Origin of the sequence: Geotalea sp. SG265, from assembly GCF_022808985.1 — a bacterium.
In the GTDB taxonomy this organism is placed as follows: domain Bacteria; phylum Desulfobacterota; class Desulfuromonadia; order Geobacterales; family Geobacteraceae; genus Geotalea.
The window spans coordinates 319992-342644 of sequence record NZ_JAKZFT010000001.1 but is presented as its reverse complement, the minus strand read 5'-3'; the positions used below and the strand labels follow the sequence as shown (position 1 = coordinate 342644).

At 58.3% G+C, this 22653-nt stretch carries 21 protein-coding genes; 19 read left to right on the top strand and 2 right to left on the bottom strand.

Going from position 1 to position 22653, the window contains the following annotated elements; all coding sequences use genetic code 11:
- Positions 1–55: 55 nt before the first annotated feature.
- The 19 genes from ML541_RS01675 (at position 56) to ML541_RS01585 (ending at position 21175) form a co-directional block, all read left to right on the top strand.
- Positions 56–592: a hypothetical protein gene (locus ML541_RS01675; protein ID WP_243370076.1), complete on the top strand. Its 537-nt coding sequence runs from the start codon at positions 56–58 to the stop codon at positions 590–592.
- A gap of 18 nt (positions 593–610) precedes the next feature.
- Entirely contained in the window at positions 611–943 is a 333-nt protein-coding gene (locus ML541_RS01670; protein ID WP_243370074.1) for a hypothetical protein, read from the top strand.
- 364 nt (positions 944–1307) lie between these two features.
- Positions 1308–1790 (top strand): division/cell wall cluster transcriptional repressor MraZ, encoded by a 483-nt coding sequence (mraZ, locus tag ML541_RS01665; protein WP_243370397.1) that lies wholly within the window; start codon positions 1308–1310, stop codon positions 1788–1790.
- Entirely contained in the window at positions 1791–2729 is a 939-nt protein-coding gene (gene rsmH, locus ML541_RS01660) for a 16S rRNA (cytosine(1402)-N(4))-methyltransferase RsmH (RefSeq protein WP_243370072.1), read from the top strand.
- A 19-nt stretch (positions 2730–2748) separates the two neighbouring features.
- Positions 2749–3084, top strand: coding sequence for a cell division protein FtsL (gene ftsL, locus ML541_RS01655; protein ID WP_243370070.1), 336 nt, complete (start codon positions 2749–2751; stop codon positions 3082–3084).
- On the top strand, positions 3081–5054 hold the full coding sequence (locus tag ML541_RS01650) for a penicillin-binding protein (protein WP_243370067.1): 1974 nt from the start codon (positions 3081–3083) through the stop codon (positions 5052–5054). The genes ftsL and ML541_RS01650 overlap by 4 nt, the downstream gene beginning before the upstream one ends.
- Positions 5055–5072: 18 nt before the next feature.
- Positions 5073–6599 (top strand): UDP-N-acetylmuramoyl-L-alanyl-D-glutamate--2,6-diaminopimelate ligase, encoded by a 1527-nt coding sequence (locus ML541_RS01645; RefSeq protein ID WP_243370065.1) that lies wholly within the window; start codon positions 5073–5075, stop codon positions 6597–6599.
- A 14-nt stretch (positions 6600–6613) separates the two neighbouring features.
- Positions 6614–8020, top strand: coding sequence for a UDP-N-acetylmuramoyl-tripeptide--D-alanyl-D-alanine ligase (murF, locus tag ML541_RS01640; protein WP_243370063.1), 1407 nt, complete (start codon positions 6614–6616; stop codon positions 8018–8020).
- On the top strand, positions 8020–9096 hold the full coding sequence (gene mraY, locus ML541_RS01635) for a phospho-N-acetylmuramoyl-pentapeptide-transferase (RefSeq protein WP_243370061.1): 1077 nt from the start codon (positions 8020–8022) through the stop codon (positions 9094–9096). The genes murF and mraY overlap by 1 nt, the downstream gene beginning before the upstream one ends.
- A gap of 38 nt (positions 9097–9134) precedes the next feature.
- Entirely contained in the window at positions 9135–10493 is a 1359-nt protein-coding gene (gene murD / locus ML541_RS01630) for a UDP-N-acetylmuramoyl-L-alanine--D-glutamate ligase (RefSeq protein WP_243370059.1), read from the top strand.
- The gene (gene ftsW, locus ML541_RS01625; protein ID WP_243370057.1) at positions 10490–11593 is read left to right on the top strand and encodes a putative lipid II flippase FtsW; all 1104 of its coding nucleotides are present in this window, start codon (positions 10490–10492) and stop codon (positions 11591–11593) included. Before murD ends, ftsW begins: the two co-directional genes overlap by 4 nt.
- Positions 11590–12690, top strand: a complete 1101-nt coding sequence (gene murG / locus ML541_RS01620) for an undecaprenyldiphospho-muramoylpentapeptide beta-N-acetylglucosaminyltransferase (protein ID WP_243370055.1) — start codon at positions 11590–11592, stop codon at positions 12688–12690. Before ftsW ends, murG begins: the two co-directional genes overlap by 4 nt.
- Entirely contained in the window at positions 12675–14051 is a 1377-nt protein-coding gene (gene murC / locus ML541_RS01615) for a UDP-N-acetylmuramate--L-alanine ligase (RefSeq protein WP_243370053.1), read from the top strand. Before murG ends, murC begins: the two co-directional genes overlap by 16 nt.
- Positions 14048–14959 (top strand): UDP-N-acetylmuramate dehydrogenase, encoded by a 912-nt coding sequence (gene murB / locus ML541_RS01610; protein WP_243370051.1) that lies wholly within the window; start codon positions 14048–14050, stop codon positions 14957–14959. The genes murC and murB overlap by 4 nt, the downstream gene beginning before the upstream one ends.
- A gap of 14 nt (positions 14960–14973) precedes the next feature.
- The gene (locus ML541_RS01605; protein ID WP_243370049.1) at positions 14974–15906 is read left to right on the top strand and encodes a D-alanine--D-alanine ligase; all 933 of its coding nucleotides are present in this window, start codon (positions 14974–14976) and stop codon (positions 15904–15906) included.
- A 23-nt stretch (positions 15907–15929) separates the two neighbouring features.
- Positions 15930–16757, top strand: coding sequence for an FtsQ-type POTRA domain-containing protein (locus ML541_RS01600; RefSeq protein WP_243370047.1), 828 nt, complete (start codon positions 15930–15932; stop codon positions 16755–16757).
- A 12-nt stretch (positions 16758–16769) separates the two neighbouring features.
- A complete protein-coding gene (gene ftsA / locus ML541_RS01595) occupies positions 16770–18005 on the top strand; it encodes a cell division protein FtsA (RefSeq protein ID WP_243370045.1) in 1236 nt (411 codons plus the stop codon).
- Positions 18006–18046: 41 nt separating this feature from the next.
- Positions 18047–19198, top strand: a complete 1152-nt coding sequence (ftsZ, locus tag ML541_RS01590; protein ID WP_243370044.1) for a cell division protein FtsZ — start codon at positions 18047–18049, stop codon at positions 19196–19198.
- A 309-nt stretch (positions 19199–19507) separates the two neighbouring features.
- Positions 19508–21175, top strand: a complete 1668-nt coding sequence (locus ML541_RS01585; protein WP_243370043.1) for a radical SAM protein — start codon at positions 19508–19510, stop codon at positions 21173–21175.
- A 40-nt stretch (positions 21176–21215) separates the two neighbouring features.
- Here the strand turns inward: ML541_RS01585 and ML541_RS01580 are convergent, their stop codons facing one another.
- On the bottom strand, positions 21216–21815 hold the full coding sequence (locus ML541_RS01580) for a porin family protein (protein WP_243370042.1): 600 nt from the start codon (positions 21813–21815) through the stop codon (positions 21216–21218).
- Between the two features lie 138 nt (positions 21816–21953).
- Positions 21954–22610 carry an isoprenoid biosynthesis glyoxalase ElbB gene (elbB, locus tag ML541_RS01575; protein ID WP_243370040.1) on the bottom strand — a complete coding sequence of 219 codons (657 nt, stop codon included), beginning with the start codon at positions 22608–22610 and terminating at the stop codon, positions 21954–21956.
- Between the last annotated feature and the right edge of the window lie 43 nt (positions 22611–22653).

Genomic DNA, 22653 nt, shown 5'->3' with positions numbered 1-22653 from the left:
AAACTATCATGGTCATGGTTGCACACATGGCCATTTCCTTTGTGGAGAGGGTGCATTGCCTCTGAAGCCTCGAATTACACCGGACAAGGAGCTGTGGCACCAGGGGATAGCGCAGATTATCCTGAAAGTGGAGAATCTGCCGCCGGCCGCTGTTGCCCAGGTCAGGGCTGGGATCAATGAGCTGATGTCCCTCAAATTGGCGATGCAGGCAATTGTGGAAAGGGTTGCCGGGTCGTCAACCTGTGGGGAATGTGGCGGCAAGTGCTGCAGGTGCGGCAGGTATCACTTTACCGCAATCGATCTTGTCGCCTACCTGGTTACCGGAAAGGAGCTCTTCGCACCCGATTTTGCCGGAGAGGGATGCCTCTTTCTCGACGGGGACCGTTGCCTCATGCCGCCGGAGTACCGCCCTTTCAACTGTATTACCTTTGCCTGCGAAGACATCGAGGACCGTTTTACCGGCGAAGAAAAGGACCGGTTTTATTTCCTGGAGCGTGAACTGCGGCTTTCATACCGGAAACTGCAGCACCATTTCCCATACCGGCGGATGGGATTGTCGGTACTGAGCTTTACGGATAATGATGACGACTAATCTTTGGAGGGTTCGATCATGGCAGCGGTAAACGACCTCGTTCTGGTTCACATAGATAATAAGCCCGGCTTTTACGCACGTCTTGAGGATATTTCCCCAGATATCAAGCCGGGATGGTGGAAGGTCAAGCTGCTCGTTCTGACCATACCGGTGCAGATTTATACCTGGATCCTCGATGAAAACCAGATTGACGGCGCTCCTTTTACCATGGGGGGGACGCCGGTGCAGCTGGAAAAGGTGGTCTCGCCGGAACCGGTTATCCAGCGCGAGGGTCAGGAAAATGAAAAAAGCGGCACCGAGAAAAAGGGAGCCAAGGTTGTGTCGCTGATGGACAGAAAAAAAGACAAGTAGCTGATCCTGTTACTGCAGCACCTAGTACGGCTGCAGTAAATGCCGAGGCGGAGAAATCGCCGCACCCAGTCCCTTTCCCCGATGCCGGTTGCAAATAGCTCGTCTCTTCAGAACCCGCCAGTCCTCCTGCTCCATTACTCCACACGCCCCCGATCAATCGAAGGTCGCATCCCAGTCAGAAGAGCTCTGAACGTGAGAAATTTCTTATCGCATGTCTTTGCTTCCATCTTAACTGCTTAAAAAAACGGGCAAAAATAGATAAAAATCATCCTAATTTTGCCTTGACAACCATCTTGACCGCTAGTATAGTTTGTCCGTAAAGTGGTAAAAAGTGGTAAGCAGTGGTAAAAAGTACCGGGTGATCATGTTCAGAGGGAATTTCGAGACAAATATCGATGGTAAAGGGCGGACCAGCCTTCCTGCCAAATTCCGGGAGGTGCTCGTGGAGTCATTCGGCGACGAGCGCTTTTTCATTACCAATTCGAACCCGGTCCGGCTTGGCGACGGCAGTTACAGCTCCGGTCTCGTTATCTACCCCTATAACGAATGGCTTGCTCTGGAAGAAAAACTCAAGGTCGGCACCGGTCTCGGGCTTTCTTCCGCCGAACTGGCCTCGGTAAAACGACGGATCGTCGCGCCGGCCGTGGAGTGTGTGGCCGATAAGCTGGGGCGGATACTGGTTCCTCCCCATTTGCGCAAGAGTGCCTGTCTGGAACGGGAAATACTCTTCGTCGGCATGTTGAACAAGGCGGAGATCTGGAGTCAGGCTGAATGGGAGAAGGTCTTCCGGCAGGATATCGAGAATTTCCCCATCGATTCCCCTGTGCTGGCGGAGCTGGGGCTCTAGGTGGCTGATTTTCGGCATGTTTCCGTTCTTCCTGCGGAGGTTATTGCCTATCTGGCCCCACGACCCGGCGGCATATATGTGGATGGCACCCTCGGTGGGGCAGGGCATGCCAGCTTGATCCTGAACGCTTCCGCGCCGGATGGGCGTCTCATCGGGTTCGATCAGGATGCAGAGGCGCTGGCGGCCGCTGGCGAACGGCTGGCGCCATACGGGACCAGGGTGACGCTTGTGGGAAGGAACTTCGCCCGCATGGCAGATACCCTGGCCGAGATGGGCATCGAAGAAATCGACGGTTTTCTGCTGGATGTTGGGGTCTCTTCCCACCAGCTGGACACCGCGAAACGGGGATTCAGTTTCCAGCATGATGCCCCGCTGGACATGCGGATGAATCTGGCTGCGGAAACTACCGCTGCTGATTTGGTCAATACCCTTGCGGAAGAAGAGTTGGCCAAGGTGATCCGCGAATACGGGGAAGAGCGATGGGCAAAGAGAATAGCGGCTTTCATCGCCAGACGGCGTGAAGAAGCCCCCATCGAAACTACTTTGCAGCTGGTGGATGTCATCAAGGGCGCCATACCCAAAGGGGCTTGGGAAGAGCGCCTGCACCCGGCTACCCGTACCTTCCAGGCGCTGCGCATTGCGGTCAACGATGAACTGGGCAGCCTGGAAAAAGGGCTGGCTGATGGGGTGAAGCTTCTGAAAAAGGGGGGGCGAGGAGTGGTCATCTCCTTCCATTCATTGGAGGACCGCATCGCCAAGACGACCTTCCGCTCCCTTGCCCAAGGATGCCGGTGTCCACGGGAGCTTCCCCGTTGTGTATGCGGCAATGTGCCGAAGGTGAAGGTCCTGACGGGCAAACCGGTGGTTGCAACGGATACGGAAATAGCTACCAATCCCCGCTCTCGCAGTGCCAGGCTCAGAGCGGTTGAAAAGATCTAGACCCGGGAGGATACGGCAAATGGCACAAACCAAGACAGCATTCAGCAAGGTGGCGGCGCCGGTAAATACGGTCGCAGCGGCGGATTCGCGCTGGCTTTCCTTTCCCTATATGGTGGCGGTTATGGTCATGGTTACTGTCGTCTCCGTTTTTCACGTCTGGTCCCGGGTCAAGGTCATCGACCTCAATCTGGATATAGCCGCCACCAGACGCACCTTTCAGGAGATGCAGCAGGAGAACAAGCGGCTGAAGGTTGAAATCGCCTCACTCAAGACACCCGCGCGCATCGAGGCTCTGGCCAAGGGTGAACTCGGCATGGCAATGCCGACTGACCAGCAGGTGATTGTGATAAAATGAATGACAGGAAGGAAAAATGGACGAGAATCCGCATTCGCTTCATGGGTGGCGTTTTCGTCTCCATTTTTGTCCTGATTGCCGCACGTGCATTTTATCTTCAGGTGGTGAAAAAAGAGTCGCTGGTAAAGCTGGCAGACAAGCAGCATCAGCGCATTGTGCCGCTGACCCCCGTGCGGGGAGCGATCTTTGACAGCAATAATGCACCCCTGGCGGTTTCCATCGAGATGGATTCCTGTTTTGCCGAACCGCGCAATGTGGAGGATATCCCTGATGCAGCGGCAAAACTGGCTCCCCTGTTGTCCATGCCTGCCGACCAGGTGGAGAAAAAGCTGCGGGGCAGCAAAAATTTCGTCTGGCTCCAGCGGCGCATGCCACCCGACAAGGTTGCCGCCATCAAGGCGTTGCAACTGGAAGGGATCGCTTTCGTCAAGGAGAGCAAACGTTTTTATCCCAACTCGGAGATTGCCGCGCACGTGGTGGGTTTTACCGGTATGGATCCGGAAGGACTGGAAGGAATCGAGTTGAAATACGACTCCACGATTCTCGGCGGCACCGGCTATCTCGTTACCGAAAGGGACGCCCTCGGCCGGGAGGTCTACAACAAGGGGATCGTGGTCAAAAATTCCGCCAAGGGGCAGAACATCACCCTGACCCTTGACAAGAACATCCAGTACATAGCGGAAAAGGAGTTGGCCAAAGCGGTCGAAACCAATGGGGCAAAGGCGGGGATTGCACTGGTCATGGAGCCCGCAACCGGGCGCGTTCTGGCAATGGCAAGTTACCCCACCTTCAATCCCAACACCTATTTCAAATACACGCCCCAGGCACTGCGCAACCGGTCCATAGCCGACAGCTTCGAACCGGGCTCCACCTTCAAGATCTTCCTGGCTGCCACAGCCCTGGAGCAGAGAGCAATACGGCGCGGTGACGGGTTCGACTGCGAAAACGGCAGCTACAGCATCGGCGGCAGGACGATCCACGACACCCACAAGTACGGGTACCTGAGCATCGCCCAGATACTCAAGTACTCAAGCAACATCGGCGCAGCGAAGATCGGCGCCCGTCTGGGCAGCGACAAACTCTATGCGGGCCTGACCGGCTTCGGCTTCGGCGAGAAAACGGGTATCGACCTTCCCGGCGAATCAGGCGGCACCTTGCGCAACAAGAACCAGTGGTTCGGCGTGGATCTGGCCACCATCTCCTTCGGCCAGGGGGTGACGGCAACTGCGCTGCAGATTGCCACCGCCGTCTCGGCGGTGGCCAATGGCGGGCTGCTCATGAAACCGTACCTGGTGGAAAAGATCAGCGATGATAACGGCAATATGCTACGCACCTCTGCACCGGAGGTGCGACGCCGGGTCATCTCGGAAGAAACGGCCAAGACCGTTGCCCACATGCTGGAAGGCGTGGTTGTCGAGGGGGGGACGGGAGTCAATGCTGCCGTTGACGGCTATCGTTCCGCCGGCAAAACAGGCACGGCCCAGAAGGTCGATCCCCTGACCCGCGGGTATTCTGCCGACAAGAGAACTGCTTCCTACGTGGGGTTCGTACCGCTGGAAAAACCGCGCCTGACCATCCTGGTGGTGGTCGATGAGCCGAAGACCAGCCCTTATGGTGGAGTTGTCGCGGCCCCGGCATTCAGTGCCATTGCCCAGCAGGCCCTGTGCTATTTGAAGGTGCCGCCCGATCATCCGCTGAAGAAAAAACCGGAGCAAATGGTGGTAAAATCAGCTCCTCCGGCTGAAACGGTTGATGCCGTTGCGGACGGGGGCGTTGTTGCAGGGGCGACAGGGGCGGTAATGCCAAATTTTCGCGGTATGAGCATGCGTCAGGCATTGAAGATCATGGAGCAGCGCGGTCTCAACGTAAAACTTCAGGGGAGCGGCCGCGCCGTCGAGCAAAACCCCAAGCCGGGCAGTATCATCAGCGGTAATGATCAAGTCTGGGTCCGATTCGTCCCGTCGGCCTGAAAACAAAAGAGGGGTCCCATGCGACTATCTCAACTCATAAAATCAGTTACCGTTCGTGAGGTCGGGGCACATGACGATCCCGAAATCACGGGGCTCTACTATGACTCACGCAAAGTGCAGCCGGGGGGGCTGTTTTTCGCCCTCAAAGGTGTTGCCAGCGACGGCTTTGCCTTCATCGAAGCGGCAAAAAATGCCGGTGCGGCAGCGGTGGTCATCGAGGATGAACGGACCCCTTTAGATATCGCCTGGGTGCGGGTAGCCGACGGTAGGCTGGCCATGTCTCGCATGGCGGCCGCCTTCTATGGCGATCCCTCGTCGAGGGTGCCATTGGTGGGTATTACCGGTACCAACGGCAAAACGACCACTACCTATTTGCTGGAATCGATTATGGGAGCGGCGGGAATGCCTGCAGCGGTGCTTGGTACTGTCAATTACCGTTTCGGCGAGATTTCCATTCCGGCCCCCAATACGACCCCAGAATCGGTGGATCTCCAGCAGACCCTGCGAACAATGGTGGATGCCGGTGCCAAGGGTATCGTCATGGAGGTATCGTCACACGCCCTGCAACAGCGCCGGGTGGACGGCTGTTCATTCGATGTGGGGGTCTTCAGCAACCTGACCCGGGATCATCTGGACTACCATCTGGACATGGAGTCGTACCTGGAGAGCAAGACGCGGCTATTCTCGGAGCTGCTGGTGCCCGATGGACAAAAAACAAGGCGACACGCGGTGATTAATACCGATGACGATTACGGCCAGCGCATTGCCCAACGGGCTGCCTGTCCGGTGCTCACCTACGGCGTTGCAGGAAAGGCGGATATCTCCGCTGAGAACGTGGTTTTCTCCGTCACCGGCATCAGCTGCACCCTGAAGACGCCTAACGGCAGCATTGATGTGCAGTCGCGGCTCGTGGGCCGCTTCAATCTTTACAATATCATGGCCGCGGCGGGAGCTGCCGTTGCCTTGGGACTGCCGCTTGCGGTCATCAGGAACGGACTGGAGCGGCACGGGCAGGTGCCGGGCCGGCTGGAGCGTGTGGAAAACGACCTTGGGGTGACAGTGCTCGTGGATTACGCCCATACCGGCGATGCTCTTGAAAACGTACTGCGGACCATGATTGAACTGAAGCAGGGACGGATTATTACCGTCTTCGGTTGCGGCGGCGACCGGGACAAGGGCAAACGACCGATCATGGGAGAGATTGCCGGCCGGTACAGCGATCTGAGCATCATTACCTCCGACAATCCGCGCACGGAAGATCCGGCGGCAATCATCGCCCAGGTTCGCGAAGGTATCGTCGGCCTCGGCATTCGCGAATATACGGCTCAGAATGCCCTTCTTTTCGATGAAAAAGGATTTGTCGCTCTGGAACAGCGGCAGGATGCCATCATCCTTGCCATCGCCGCATCGCGGCCGGGAGACATCATATTGTTGGCAGGCAAGGGGCATGAGGACTATCAGATCATCGGCAAGGAAAAGTTCCACTTTGACGACCGGGAAGTGGCTGCCCAGGCTTGCAGGGAACGCACAGCCAAAGACCGGTAGCACGAAAGGCGCACATGCTCTCCATTGAGGAAATCATCCGGGCAACCGGAGGAAGGCTCACCGGCAACGGCAACGGTGTGGTGTCCGGTGTATCCACGGACTCGCGCAGTGTCTCAGCCGGGCAGTTATTCGTCGCCCTCAAGGGTGAACGCTTCGATGGCCACGACTTTATCGACACTGCCCTGGCCAATGGGGTGACCACTTTTGTTGTGGCAGATGATCAGGCTCCTGAAAAGACTGCAGCCCCAAATGCCCAATTCATAGTGGTGTCGGATACCATCAAGGCATTGGGGGACATTGCCGCCTTCTACCGGCAGAAATTCGCCATTACCGTGGTAGGGATCACCGGGAGCAACGGCAAGACCACCACCAAGGAGATGCTCGCCACCATCCTTAGCCAGACCGGTCCCGGGCTGAAAACCGCCGGCAATCTTAACAACCTCATCGGCCTGCCACTCATGTTGCTGCGCTTGTCGGGGCGGGAACGCTGGGCAGTGATGGAAATGGGCATGAGCGAGCCGGGCGAAATCGACCGCCTGGCTGAGATCGCCGCTCCCCAGATCGGTATTATCACCAACGCTTTTACCGCGCATCTGGCGAGCATGGGGAGCGTGGAGGCGGTGGCACGGGCAAAGGGGGAGCTGTTTCTCAGATTGAAGCAGGGGGGTACCGCCATCTACAACGCGGACGATCCACTGATCTCCCGCCTGTCTACTGCACCTGGCGTTACCAGGCTTTCCTTCGGTCTGCGGGGTGCTGAAGTCAGTTCCGAAGGGATCGAGACACGGGGCATTGAAGGGATGCACTTCACCCTGCGCCTGCCAGACGGCGAAGTTCCGGTGAAGATGAAGGCCTTCGGGCTGCATAATGTTTACAATGCCTTGGCTGCCGCAGCCGCAGCCCATGCCATGGGGCTCGACCGACAAACCATCTGTACCGGTCTGGAGGAATTCACGCCGTACGACAAGCGCTTCCATGTGGAGCAGGTGGAGGGGCTCGTGCTTATTGATGACAGCTACAATGCCAACCCCGCGTCAATGGCGGCTGCCCTGGTGACGCTGAAGGACATCCGCCGCCAGAACCGGGGCATAGCCGTCCTCGGCGATATGTTGGAGCTGGGAAGCGGGGCCGCTGCCGCCCACCGGGAGGTGGGGCTGCTTGCGGCGACTTGCGTCGAGCGGCTTTACCTCATGGGCGAGTATGCCGAGACAGTGGCGGCAGGGGCCGTTGACGGCGGCATGGGAGCCGATTCAATCCACATTGCGGAAAGCCATGGGGAGATCGTCGAGGATCTGCGCCGGAAGGTGGCAAAAGGGGACAACATCCTGATCAAGGGGTCCCGGGGAATGCACATGGAAAAAATCGCCGAGGCAATCCGCAACGGGTTCTCGCTTCCCGCCGACAATAAAGGGGTCGCCTGATGCTCTATCATCTGCTCTTTCCGCTGGCTTCCGACTACAAGCTCTTCAACGTCTTCAAGTACCTGACGTTCAGAACCATCTATGCCATGATTACGGCGCTGGTGGTTTCCTTCATACTGGGGCCGTGGCTGATACGGAAGCTGGAGAAGCTGCAGGCCCGTCAGGTTATCCGCACCGACGGTCCCGAGTCACATCTGAAGAAACAGGGGACACCGACCATGGGCGGAGTGCTGATACTGGCGGCCATCATCGTGCCGACGCTGCTCTGGGCGGACCTGACCAACGTCTATGTCTGGCTGACTCTGTTCATCATCGGCGGTTACGGCCTGATCGGCTTTGCCGACGATTACAAGAAGGTGGTGGAGAAGAATCCGAAAGGGCTCTCTCCACGGCAGAAGATGTTCTGGCAGATGCTCCTCGCGGCCGGGGTGGGGATATTCCTTTACACCCTGCCGGGCTTTTCCAAGGAGCTGTATTTTCCCTTTTTCAAAAGGCTGCACCCGGACCTGGGTATCCTGTTCATCCCATTCATTACCCTGGTCATTGTTGGTGCCAGCAACGCCGTCAACCTGACCGACGGCCTGGACGGCCTGGCCATCGGCCCCGTGTCCATCAATGCCGCCACCTATCTGCTCTTTACCTATATCGCCGGGAATGCACGATTGTCCGGATATCTGCAGATCCCCTACGTGCCGGGATCGGGCGAACTTGCCGTCCTGTGCGGCGCCATGGTCGGGGCCGGCCTCGGATTTCTCTGGTACAACTCCTATCCGGCCGAGGTTTTCATGGGGGATGTTGGGTCACTCTCCCTTGGTGGGGGGCTGGGCACTCTGGCGGTCATCACCAAGCAGGAGATCCTGCTGGTCATTGTCGGCGGCGTCTTTGTCACCGAGGCGTTGTCGGTCATATTCCAGGTGGGTTCCTACAAGTATCGGGGCAAGAGGATCTTTCGCATGGCGCCTATTCACCACCATTTCGAACTGAAGGGGGTCGCGGAACCGAAGATCATCGTCCGCTTCTGGATCATCACCTTCATCCTGGCACTGGTGGCAATATCGACCCTGAAGATGCGCTAACATTGTCTACGCCGCCGGTGGCGGCTGAGGAATAATCTATGGATATCGAGGGCAAAAAAGTACTGGTTGTCGGTCTGGCCCGCACCGGCGTGGCCGTGGCACGGTTCCTCGTCGCCCGCGGGGCGAAGGTGACCGTGACCGACATGAAAGACGAGTCGGAGCTCGGCGAGTATCTGGCGCAACTGGCCGATCTCGACCTGGATTTCGAGCTGGGACGCCACGACAAGCACACCTTTCTCATGGCTGATCTGATCGTCGTCAGTCCCGGTGTTCCCATGGACATTGCCCCTCTGCTCCTGGCCAAGGCTCAGCGGCGGACGGTCATCAGCGAAATCGAGCTGGCAGCCGCGTACATCAAGGCACCCATGGTTGCCATTACGGGCACCAACGGCAAGACGACGACCACGACCCTGACCGGTGAGATATTCAAGGCTTGCGGTCTGGAAACCTTTGTCGGGGGCAACATCGGCAATCCCCTCATCGAGCTGGTCACTTCGGGCAGGGATGTGGTCCAGGTGGTGGTGGAACTGAGCTCGTTTCAGTTGGAGGGAATACAGCGCTTCCGGCCGAAGGTCGCGGTGCTGCTGAACATCACTGAGGACCATCTTGACCGGTATACCAGCTACCAGGAATACATCGACGCCAAGCTGCGTATCTTCGAGAACCAGACTGCAGGGGATTTTGCCGTTCTTAACGTGGACGACCCGCTGGTGGCTGCCAGCGCTGCAAGCATCAGGGCGCAGATATTCCCTTTCAGCCAGCGCAAGGAGCTGTCAGAGGGAATCTTCTGCAGGAATGGCATCATTATCTATTGCCGCCAGGGGCGCGAGACACGCTTCGACACGGCCACCTTCAGACTGAAGGGGGTCCATAACATCGACAACATCATGGCCGCCTTGGCCAGTGCGCTCTTGGCCGGTGCCGACCCTGCCAGGGCACGTGCCGCAGTCGAGTCCTTTGCGGGTCTCCCCCACCGCATGGAGTTCGTCCGGGAGGTAGGGGGGGTCTCTTACTACGAAGACAGCAAGGGGACCAACGTGGGGAGCGTCGTCAAGTCCCTTGAAAGCTTCGAGAAGGGGATCACGCTCATTGCCGGGGGCAAGGACAAGGGGGGCTCCTATGCCCCACTGACAGACCTGGTACGGGAAAGGGTTGCGCACCTGATTCTTATCGGCGAGGCGCAAGAGCGCATCCGGGCCGAGCTGGGAAGCCTGACCGACACCCACCTGGCTGCCACCCTGGAGGATGCGGTGGCGCTTGCCCATGATCTGGCCAAAGCCGGGGAGGTGGTGCTCTTTTCGCCCGCCTGTTCCAGCTTCGATATGTTCAAAAATTATGCGGAGCGGGGCGAACGCTTCAAGGCGCTGGTGCACGGATTGAACGGAGCCGGTCGATGAAACGACTTGAGGGATACGACATGATTATTCTGCTGCTGGTGGTAATGCTTACCTGCTTCGGTATCGTCATGGTCTATTCCGCTTCGTCGGTTATGGCGGCAAAAAGATACAGCGATGGCTTTTATTTCCTGAAGCGCCAGGGGCTCTATGCCATGCTCGGCTTCGGCGCCATGGCCTTTGCCATGCAGGTTGATTACCACCAGTGGCGGCGTTTTGCTGTGCCCCTGCTGCTGATCTGCCTGGGCTTGCTGATTCTGGTATTCATCCCCGGCATCGGCGGGACGGCAAAGGGGGCATCCCGCTGGATTCGTCTGCCGGGCTTCAATTTTCAGCCTTCGGAGCTGGCCAAGGTCGCCCTGATTGTTTACATGGCCTACTCCCTGGACAAAAAGCAGGAGAAACTGAAGGAATTCATGGCCGGTTTTCTGCCCTACATGGTCATTCTCTCCATCCTGCTGGCAATCCTCCTGAAGCAGCACGACATGGGGGCGGCCCTGACCATGGGTGCCGTGGCCTTGGCAATGCTCTTTGCCGCGGGGACGCGGCCCCGCTACATTCTCGGCATGGGGGTGCTCGCGGCCCCCTTTGCCTGTTACCTGGTCGTGACCGAGGCCTACCGCATGCGTCGTATCACAGCATTTCTCGACCCGTGGCAGGACCCGACCAATTCGGGCTTCCAGATCATCCAGTCCTGGATCGCTTTCGGCACCGGCGGTATCCTTGGCCAGGGGCTGGGGGAAGGGAAGCAGAAGCTTTTCTATCTCCCCGAGGCTCACACCGACTTCATTCTCTCGGTGGTCGGCGAAGAACTGGGCTTCATCGGCGTCATGGTCATTGCCGCCATGTTTCTCGTGCTTCTGCAGCGGAGCATCCGGGTGGCCGTCTGTGCGGAGGACAGTTTCGGACGCTTCCTGGCCTTCGGCATCGCCGTGCTGCTCGGCCTGGAGGCTTTCATCAACATGGGAGTGGTGACCGGCCTGTTGCCCACCAAGGGGCTGGCCCTGCCTTTCATCAGTTACGGAGGCAGCTCGCTGATCATCAGTCTTTTTGCCGTCGGACTGTTGCTCAACGTCTCATCCCGGGCAAGGGGGCTGTCATGAGGCTGGTGATTGCAGGCGGGGGCACAGGGGGGCATCTCTTTCCCGGCATTGCCGTCGCCGAGGAATTTCTCGCGAGGGACAAGACCAACGAGGTGCTCTTCATCGGTACGGAACGGGGCATCGAAGCGCGGCTCCTGCCGAAGCTGGGGTACCGGCTGGAATGCATTTCGGCAAGCGGCCTCAAGGGGCAGAGCAATCTGGCCAAACTCAAGAGCGCTGCACTCCTTCTGTACGGCTACTCCCAGTCGCGCAAGATCCTCAAGGAGTTCCGTCCGGACCTAGTGCTTGGTGTGGGCGGCTACGCATCGGCGCCGGTGGTTCTTTCGGCCCGTGGGCTGCAGATCCGGCGCTTCATTCACGAGCAGAATGCCATTCCGGGACTGACCAACAAGGTGCTGGCGCGGATTGCCGGCAAGGTCTTCATCTCCATCGAGGAATCGCGGAAATTCTTTCCCGAGGAGAAGACGATTCTGGCTGGGAATCCCCTGCGCAAGGAGATCCTCTGGAATGTGCAGCAGGAAAAGGCGCAGCAGACGGGTGACACGCTGAGGCTGTTGGTTTTCGGCGGCAGTGCCGGCGCCCATCGCATCAACACCGCCATGATGGAAGCCCTGCCCCATCTGGCAAAGGTCAAGGGAAGCCTGGTTGTTACCCACCAGACGGGGGAAAAGGATTGCGATGAAGTGAAAGCCGCCTACCAGACCGCCGGCTTCACGGCAACGGTCAGCCCGTTCATCGACAACATGGCCGCAGCCTACGGTGCTGCCGACTTCATCGTCTGCCGGGCCGGGGCGACAACCCTCGCCGAGGTGGCGGTGAGCGGCAAGGCCTGCATCTTCATCCCCTATCCCCATGCTGCCGACGATCACCAGCGGCGCAATGCGGAGGCCCTGCTGAAGAAGGATGCGGGCTTCATGATCCTTGAGCGGGAGCTGACCGGGGAAACCCTGGCGAAGCAGATTCTGGAGCTGATGGAGAAGCCGGATCTGGTGGCGGAGACGGCGGAGAACATTCGCCAATTCGGGCAGCTCGATGCCGCCCGGGTGATAGTGGACGAAATGACCGGAAAACAGGAGCGCGTGTGTACGGAAAAATAGAAAGAATCCATTTTGTCGGCATCGGCGGCATCGGCATGAGCGGTATTGCCGAGGTGCTGCTCAACCTGGGGTACAAGGTCTCCGGCTCCGACCTGCGCAAATCCGAAATCACCGAGCGCCTTGAGCAATTGGGGGGGGAGATCCACATCGGCCACACCGGCAGCAATGTTGAACGGGCGGACGTTGTCGTCATTTCCAGCGCTGTCCACGATGATAATCCCGAGGTGATCGAGGCACGGGAGCGGCTGATTCCGGTCATTCCCCGGGCGGAGATGCTCGCCGAACTCATGCGGATGAAGTACGGCATTGCCATTGCCGGCACCCACGGCAAGACGACCACCACCTCCATGGTGGCGACTATTCTGGCAACGGGGGGAATCGACCCCACCATCGTCATCGGCGGCAGGCTCAATTCCATCGGCACCAATGCCCGCCTGGGGCAAGGGAAATTCCTCGTGGCCGAGGCGGACGAATCGGACGGCTCGTTCCTGAAGCTTTCCCCGACCATTGCCGTGGTCACCAACATCGATGCGGATCATCTGGATTTCTACACCGGCATCGAGGAGATCAAGGATACCTTCGTCGAGTTCATCAACAAGGTCCCCTTTTACGGGCTGGCCGTGCTCTGCCTGGACAACGGCAATGTTGCCGACATCATCCCCAAGGTGAAAAAGCGCTTTACCACCTACGGCTTGACAGCCCAGGCCGATTTTCGCGCCACCGACGTCCGTCACCAGGGTTTCACCACCTCCTTCGTTGCCCACTACAAAGGAAAGCGGCTGGGAGAAATCAGTTTCGCCATGCCCGGTGCCCACAATGTCCTTAATGCCCTGGCGACCATTGCCGTTGCCACCGAGCTGGACATGAAATTCGAGGATATCCAGGCCGGTTTCAAGAGCTTCGGCGGCGTCGGACGCCGCTTTCAGGTCAAGGGGGACGTCAAGGGGATCATGGTTGTCGACGACTACGGCCATCATCCCACGGAAATCAAGGCCACGCTCGCTGCAGCTAAGGGGGGCTGGGACCGGCGGCTGGTGGTGGTATTCCAGCCCCACCGCTACACCCGCACCAAGGAACTCTTCGAGGAATTCGTCAAGGCCTTCTACGATGCGGATGTGCTGATCCTGACCGACATCTACCCTGCCGGGGAGCAGCCCATCGAAGGGGTAACGGCCGAGGCACTGGCGGCAAGGATCAAGCGCCACGGCCAGCGGGAAGTCACCTTCATCGCCGACCGTAACCAGGTCTGCGACCACCTGCTCGGCATCGTCAGGGAAGGGGACATCGTTCTCACCCTCGGTGCGGGCAACATCCTCCAGGCCGGCGAGCAACTGGTGGAAAAGCTTAAGGAAGCTCCTTGACAACCGATATTCTCGTGCGCCTCAGTGCGGCTATCCGGGGCCAGGTGCTGGTGAACGAGCCCCTGACTGGGCATACATCCCTGAAGGTGGGGGGACCGGCCGACTACTTTGCCATACCGGCCGATGGGGCGGATCTGGAAGAACTCCTCCGGGTGGTGCGGGATCAGTCGCTGCCCTACCTGGTCCTCGGGGGCGGGTTCAATGTCCTCATGGGGGATGGGGGCTTCAGGGGGGCCGTCATTTCACTACAGAGGTTGACTGGCCTGGAGATCGACTCCCATGGCAGAATCAGGGTCGAGGCAGGGGTACTCAACCAGCAGCTGGTAACCTTTGCCACCGAGCGCTCGCTTACCGGCCTGGAATTTCTCAGCTGCATCCCGGGGACTGTCGGCGGGGCGCTCAGTGTTAATGCCGGAGCCCATGGCCAATCGGTGATGGAGCAGGTGGCCATCCTGGAGACCCTGAAGGACGGGGGGATCTCTGAAAGTGAAGGACGGAGCCGGCATTTTGGCTACCGCTATCTGGAACTGGACCCGGGAGAAATTGTCGTAGCCGCCACTTTCGCCCTTGGCGAGGGGAAAGCGGAGGCCATTCGGGAAAAGCTGGAAGCCTGCAGTCGCCATCGCCAGGAAAGCCAGAGGATCGGCTTTCCCAACGCTGGTTCCTTCTTTAAAAATCCTGAAGGGGGGCAGGCCTGGCGGCTCATTGACGAGGCGGGGTTCAGGGGCAGGCAGGTGGGGGGAGCGCAGGTTTCGGAGGTGCATACCAACTTTCTCGTCAACCGGGGTGGGGCGACAGCGACTGATTTCATCACCCTGGCGGGGATGATCAAACAGGCGGTCTTTGAGCAGAGCGGCATTCTTCTCCAGGAGGAGGTGCGGATTCTGGGAGAGTTCGAGCAGAGATAATCGGAGATATGGCAATGACCGGTGAAGATAAAAAGACGAAAAAGATTGGCGTGCTGATGGGGGGACTGTCGGCGGAGCGTGAGGTATCCCTGAAAAGCGGGGCCGCAGTGTTGAAAGCCCTTATTGGCAAGGGGTACGATGCGGTCGGCGTTGATGTGGACCGCAAAGTGGCCGATAAGATAGCTGGGGAGGGTATAGAGGCGGCATTCATCGCCCTACACGGCCGCTATGGTGAGGATGGCGCCATTCAGGGCCTGCTGGAACTGATGGGCATTCCCTACACCGGCTCAGGGGTATTGGCCAGCGCCCTGGCCATGAATAAGATCTTTGCCAAACAGACCTTTCAGGCGGCTGGCCTGACCGTTGCCCCCTATCGGGTGGTCTGCCGCGGGGAGTCATTGGACCCGCGAACCTTCGGTTTTCCTTTTCCGGTGGTGGTAAAACCCTCCCAGGAAGGCTCCTCAGTGGGAGTCAGCATCGTCAAGACAGAATCCGGCCTTGCTGCAGCCATGGCGGAGGCTTTCCGCTACGACCGGGAAATCCTTATCGAGCAGTTTATCAAGGGGAGCGAGGTGCAGGTAGGCATTCTGGACGACAAGGCCATGGGAGCCATTGAGATCGTGCCGAAAAAGGAATTCTACGACTTCGAGGCAAAGTATACCGACGGCATGGCCGAGCATATCCTGCCGGCACGGCTTCCGGCCGAGCTTTACGAAAAGGTGCTGCGGCTGGGAGAGGACGCCCACCGGGCCTTGGGTTGCAGCGGCTACAGCAGGGTCGATTTTCTGGTAACCGGAGAGGGGCTCTGCTACATCCTTGAGGTGAACACCCTGCCGGGGATGACCGATCTGAGTCTTCTGCCGGAAATCGCCCGGGGTGCCGGGATCGAATTTGGTGAACTGGTGGAGCGGATCATTTCCGCCGCCTCCTTGAAAATAGCACAATAAGCACTTAGGTAACCGGCAGGACAATGCGCGATCTTCACAAAAAAAAACAACGCCCGGTCATGCAGAACCGGTTGAAAAAAACGCCCAAGACGCGCAAACCGATCAACTATCGAGGCATCCTGACAAAGGCCGCCAAGGTGGTGGGGGGCGTGGCGCTGCTTTCTGCCGTTGGCTGCACGGGATACGGCATCTACCGCTTCATTGCCGGCACGACCTTTTTCAAGCTGGAGCGGATCGAGGTCAACGAGCTGAAGACCCTCAAACGCCAGGAGGTAATCGATCTTGCCGGGGTGCGGGAAGGGGACGGGATGTTCGGTTTGAGGCTGCGGAGCATCGGCGAGCAGATCGGGAAAAACCCCTGGGTGTCGAAGGTGGAGGTGAGACGCTACCTGCCCAACACCCTCTCCATCCGCATAGCCGAACGCAGGCCGGTGGCGGTGATAAACATGGGGTATCTCTATTATCTGGACGGTGATGGCAATGTTTTCAAGCCCCTGACCGAGGGGGACAGCCTGAATTTTCCGGTGGTGACCGGCATCGGTGAAGAAGATTTCGCCCGGGACCCGGCAGGTTCCAAGGATGCGCTCAGGGAGGTCCTGGATCTGATCGCCCATCTCAAGTCCCGCAGCGACTTCAGGTTGGATGAGGTTTCCGAGATCCACTACGGCAAGGGATACGGCATGACGCTCTTTACTGCAGCGGGTGGGGTGCCGGTGAAGCTGGGCAGCGGCGATTATAGCCGGAAGCTGGACCGTCTCGCCAGAATTTACAAGGATTTGCAGACCCAGATTTCGGCTCTGGAATATATCGATCTGGATTACAGCGACAAGATTATCGTGAAAAAGGTGTAAAAAGGGGGGGGTATGTCGGCTAGAAGGGATAATCTCATTGTAGGGCTGGATATCGGCACCACCAAGATATGCGCCATTGTCGGTAATCTTACCGAAGAGGGCATAGATATCGTCGGCATCGGTACGAGTCCCTCACGGGGGTTGCGCAAGGGGGTCGTCATCAACATCGAGAGCACCGTTGCTTCCATCAGGAAAGCGGTGGAAGAAGCCGAGCTGATGGCGGGGTGCGAGATCAAGTCGGTCTATGCGGGGATTGCCGGGGGACATATCAAGGGTTTCAACTCCCAGGGGGTCATTGCCATCAAGAATCGCGAGGTCTGCGCCGAAGACGTGAAAAGGGTCATCGATGCGGCCAAAGCAATTGCCATTCCCATGGACCGGGAGGTCATCCACATCCTTCCCCAGGAATTCATCATCGACGACCAGGACGGCATCCGCGAGCCGCTTGGCATGAGCGGCGTCAGGCTGGAGGCCAAGGTGCATATCGTTACCGGTGCGGTCGCCAGCGCCCAGAACATCATCAAATCCTGCAACCGTGCCGGCCTTGATGTGGCGGACATCGTCCTTGAGCAGCTCGCCTCCTCCGAAGCGGTGCTTTCGGCCGATGAGAAGGAGCTTGGGGTCGCCCTCATCGACGTGGGGGGCGGGACCACTGACATCGCCATCTTCGTGGACGGTGCCATCAAGCATACCTCGGTGCTTTCCCTGGGGGGCAATCACCTGACCAATGATATAGCCGTGGGGCTCAGGACCCCCATGGCCGAGGCGGAAAAGATCAAGCAGAAATATGGCTGTTGCCTAGCCTCCCTGGTGGGCAAGGACGAGACCATCGAGGTTCCCAGCGTCGGCGGCAGGAAGCCACGGGTCCTTTCCCGCCAGCTGCTGGCGGAGATCTTGGAGCCGCGCGTGGAGGAGATCTTTACCCTGGTCAACCGGGAGATCGTCAAATCCGGCTTCGAAGACGTCATCGCCTCGGGAGTCGTTCTGACCGGTGGGAGCACCATTCTGGAAGGGATGCCGGAATTGGCCGAGCAGGTCTTCAACCTGCCGGTGAGAAGGGGGCTGCCCCAGCGGATCGGCGGTCTCATCGATGTGGTCAATTCGCCAGCCTATGCCACAGGAGTGGGGCTGGTGGTCTACGGCAGCAAGAACGTAGGCGTTCACGAGTTTCCAACGGCCCAGAGCGAGGAGAGCATCTTCCGCAAGGTTAGCGGCAGGATGAAGGACTGGTTCAGCGAGTTTTTCTAAATTAACATACAATCCATACAACACAGCAAAAGGGGGGGAAGATGTTCGAATTCGACGAGAGTATTGATCAGACGGCGAAAATCAAGGTGATCGGGGTAGGGGGGAGCGGCGGTAACGCCGTCAATACCATGATCAGCAGCAACGTGGGGGGGGTAGATTTCATCGTTGCCAACACCGACGCGCAGGCATTGCGCAACTCCAAGGCGCCCATGAAGATTCAAATCGGCGGCCAGCTGACCAAGGGGCTCGGGGCTGGAGCCAATCCCACCGTAGGCCGGGAAGCTGCCCTGGAGGACCGGGAAAAGCTGGTGGAGTCACTTAAGGGTGCCGACATGATTTTCATTGCTGCCGGCATGGGGGGCGGCACCGGAACCGGTGCTGCACCGGTCATTGCCGAAGTGGCCAGGGAAGTGGGTGCCCTCACCGTCGGCGTCGTCACCAAACCGTTCAGTCGCGAAGGTCGCCAGCGGTTGAGCAAAGGCGAAGAGGGGATCAAGGAGCTGAAGAAGCATGTGGACTCCCTGATCGTCATCCCCAACGACCGCTTGCTGGGTCTGGCAGGCAAATCCATGTCCATCCTCGATGCCTTCAAGCCTTCCGACGATGTGCTCCGCCAGGCGGTGCAGGGTATTTCCGATCTTATCACCACCTCGGGCCTCATCAACGTTGACTTTGCCGACGTCAAGGCGATCATGAGCGAGCGGGGCATGGCCATGATGGGTATCGGCATCGGCTCCGGCGAAAATCGCGCCGTGGATGCGGCCACCAGGGCGATTTCCAGTCCGCTCCTGGAGGATATCGACATCTCCGGCGCCAAAGGGGTGCTGGTCAATATTTCCGGCTCCAGTGCCATGACCATGGATGAGTTCGACGCTGCCAGCCGTATCATTCACGAAAAGGTGCATGAGGATGCCAATATCATTGTCGGCCTCGTTATCGACGAGAATCTTGCGGATGTGATCAAGGTCACCGCGATTGCCACCGGTTTCGGCGACCGTTTCGATATGGAGAAGACCCGCCAGGAGCTGAAAAGCGTTGCACCCCTGGTAAGAAACGAGATCAATCGCGAGATTCCCACTTTCATCAGGGAAAAACAGCAGCAGCGGGAGACTTTCACTCGGCAGAGGAGCTTTATGATCGAGGATGAGGAGCAGTATGACATCCCGACCTTCCTCCGCAAATCGGTTGACTAGGAAGCGCCACTTTTTCGCCCCGGCTGCGTAAGTCTTCGTGTCTGCTTGTGCGGCGTAGCGCTGCTACGCCTCCGCGCTGCCACTCGACAGCCTTGCCGGAACGAAAAATTGACGCTTCAGAAATTGCGGTAGATGGTACTGACTGCAAAGTCTGCAAGTTCAGTGCGATGATTCATGTCAACCGCCGGTGGTGGCCCCCCCGCCACCGGCAGGGAGTTTTATTCCCCGGCCCCGTTACTTCCCCCTCCATGGGGGCCGGGTCTTTTTTTCCACTTTCCATCCATATCCACTAGTGCTAACGTTTTTTTCATGTCCTGGAAGATCATCGAAAAATACCGTCACATCCTTGCCTGCGAAGACAGTATTACCGTGAAAAAGTCCGTTGCCGGCCTCAGGGTCTGTCTGGTTTATCCCAACCGCTACCATGCCGCCATGAGCAACCTGGGATTCCAGGCGGTCCATGGGCTCCTCAACTCTTACCCGGATGTACTCTGCGAACGGGCGTTTCTTCCCGACCGGGAGGAGCTTGACGAATATGCGAAATCGGGGAGCAGGCTTCTCTCCCTTGAATCTCAGCGGCCGGTGAACGAATTCGACATTGTTGCCTTTTCCATCTCCTTTGAAAGCGATTACCTGAATATCCCGGTTATTTTCAAGCTTGCGGGCATACCGGCCTTTGCTGCCGATCGTGGTGACGCCATGCCGTTGGTCATGGCGGGCGGCGCGGCCCTCTTTCTCAATCCCGAACCCGTTGCCGATTTCTTGGACCTGGTCTGCCTGGGTGAAGCGGAGCCGATGCTCCCAGCCTTGCTGGAGGTTCTGACCCGGGAGGAACAGATCGCCCGCAGTCAGCTGCTGGAGCGGTGTGCCGCGGTAGATGGCGTCTACGTCCCTTCCCTTTACACCGTTGCTTACGATGGTGCCGCCGTTGCCTTGCGAAAGGCGCAGGGCTCGGCGCCTCCAACCGTTCGGCGGCTCTGGGACAGAGACCACGTCTCGCCACCCACCGCCTCCACCATCCTTACGGAAAACACCGAGTTCGGCGACATGTACCTGGTGGAGGTGGCTCGGGGATGCCCGCGTGGCTGCAGGTTCTGCGCCGCAGGCTTCATTTATCTCCCCTATCGACAGCGGAACATGGCTGCGGTAAAGGAAGAGGTGCTGAAAGGGCTGGAAAAGAGAAAGAAGATCGGCCTGGTCGGGGCGGCCGTTTCCGATTACAGGGGCGTAGGTGAGCTCGCTCGCTTTATCGTCGATAACGGGGGAAAGGTATCCGTGGCTTCCCTGCGCATCGACTGTCTCGAACCACAACTGGTCGATGCTTTGAAGGATAGCGGCCACAAGACAGTGGCGCTGGCTCCGGAGGGTGGTTCCCAGCGGCTGCGGGACCTGATCAAAAAAAACATCAATGAAGAGCAGATCCTCGCCGCTTGCGACGAGCTGATCGGCAGGGACATCCTCAATCTCAAGCTCTATTTCATAATCGGTCTGCCCACGGAGACGAGCGAGGACCTGGATGAACTGATCGCACTTGTGGGAAAGGTGCGTGAACGGGTCATTGCCGCCGCCAAAAAGAACAAGCGCCTGGGAGATGTGCTGCTTTCGGTAAATCCCTTTATTCCGAAACCGTTCACCCCTTTTCAGTGGTGCGCCATGGAAGACTTGAAAAGCCTGGAGAAGAAGGAACGGTATCTCCAGAAGGGAATTGCTCCATTATCCAACGTGCGGATGCAGATGGAGGGATTGAAGGAGGCCTATCTACAGGCACTGCTCTCGCGGGGGGATCGTCGTCTGGCGCCCTTGATCTTGCGGGGGGCGGAGATAGGCTGGAAAAAGGCGGTTCGGGAGCAGAAGGTGGATACGGATGCTTGGGTGAGGCGGGAGATCCCCCTTGAGGAAGAATTGCCGTGGGATTTTATCGACAGCGGTGATCGTGAAAAACTGGTGAGTGAATACCGGAAGGCGTTCGAGAAGTGACGGCCACGGCAGCAGGGCTGCCGTGGCCTTTTTTTGAGGATCAGTTGAAGAAGAGGCGCAGACCGACGGTGGTGGAAATGTTTGAAGGGTCGTAATTCCCTATCTTTGCACCCAGCCGGTTGACGTCAGCGTCAAAGGCCCCCAAACCCTTCAGCTCGGCTGTAAAGGCAACGTTTCTGCTGACGAAGAAATCGATGCCGGCAGCAATGTGCAGCCCCAGCACAGTGTCCACCTGCAGGTCGTCAAGTTCGGGGATTAGGATATCGATGCCCCCTCCCAGGTAGGGAACAACGTCGTTACGATCGTTGAAACGGTACTGAGCCCCGATGGAAACGTCATTCATGCTGGCCCGGCGGCTTTTGTCCGACCAGCCCTTGGTGTGAAACAGGGAATGATCCACATTCAGTTCCAGTGCCACATGGTCGTCCACCCCGTAAAACAGGCCACCACCGCCGATGAAGCCCGGATCCGTCTCGACCACCAGCTTTCCATCCGGATGGTTCCTCTCGCTGTCTGCCGGGAAAATTGCCCCCAACCTTCCGGTCAGACCCACCTTGCCCCGCAGATTTTCCGCCATGGCATTACTTCCTGCCAGCATGGCCACCAGGGCGATGGCCGTCACAAACAAACGCTTTCTCATTGTTTTTCCCTCCTGTAAAGAATAGGTAGCGGCATGGTAATGGAAATTGAGCAGGTCATCAAGGGGAAAGTACTGCGGCGGGCATGAAAAAGGGGGGCACAGCGGCCCCCCTGGTGCTTCTGGCGGAATTGGCTTTGATTAAAGGAGGTCGAAGGTGGCTTTTACTGCCTTTTCTATGCCGACGGCCGTTTCGGAAATGCTGCCGGCCAGCATGTAGGCGGGGGTGGAGACGATCCTGTTCTTGCCGTCCACGACAACTTCGGTGACTGGGCAATTTAAGTGACGGCTACCGGTCTGGTTGATGGCCTCAGCGGTGCCGGCATCATTGCCGACGGTGACTTGGGGGGAGTACTCTTTGCCGAGGGTGGCGGCGATAAGAGCCGGGGCTATGCAGATGGCGCAGATAGGTTTCTTTGCCGCCGCCATTTCCTTGAGCAACCGCGATACATCGGGCTGGATTGTGGCGCCGGCCCCTTTTTCGGCGAAGTTACAGAGGTTCTTGGCGGCACCATAACCGCCGGGAAAGACGATGGCATCCAGTTCGGAAGCTTTTACTTCTTTTATATCCCAGATGTTGCCGCGGGCGATGCGGGCCGCCTCCACCAGGGCATTGCGCTTGCCGCCGGTTTCCTGCATGGTCAGGTGGTTGGTTTCTGGAAAGTCCTCGTTTGGCGCCATGCAGATGGCTTCCCCATTATTCCTGTCTATGGCCAGGAGGGCCAGCACCGCCTCATGAATCTCGCTGCCGTCTCTCACCCCGCACCCTGAAAGAACCACTCCGATTTTCTTTTTCATGCCCCAATCCCTCCACAGTTTATTCCCATTCAATAGAACGTTA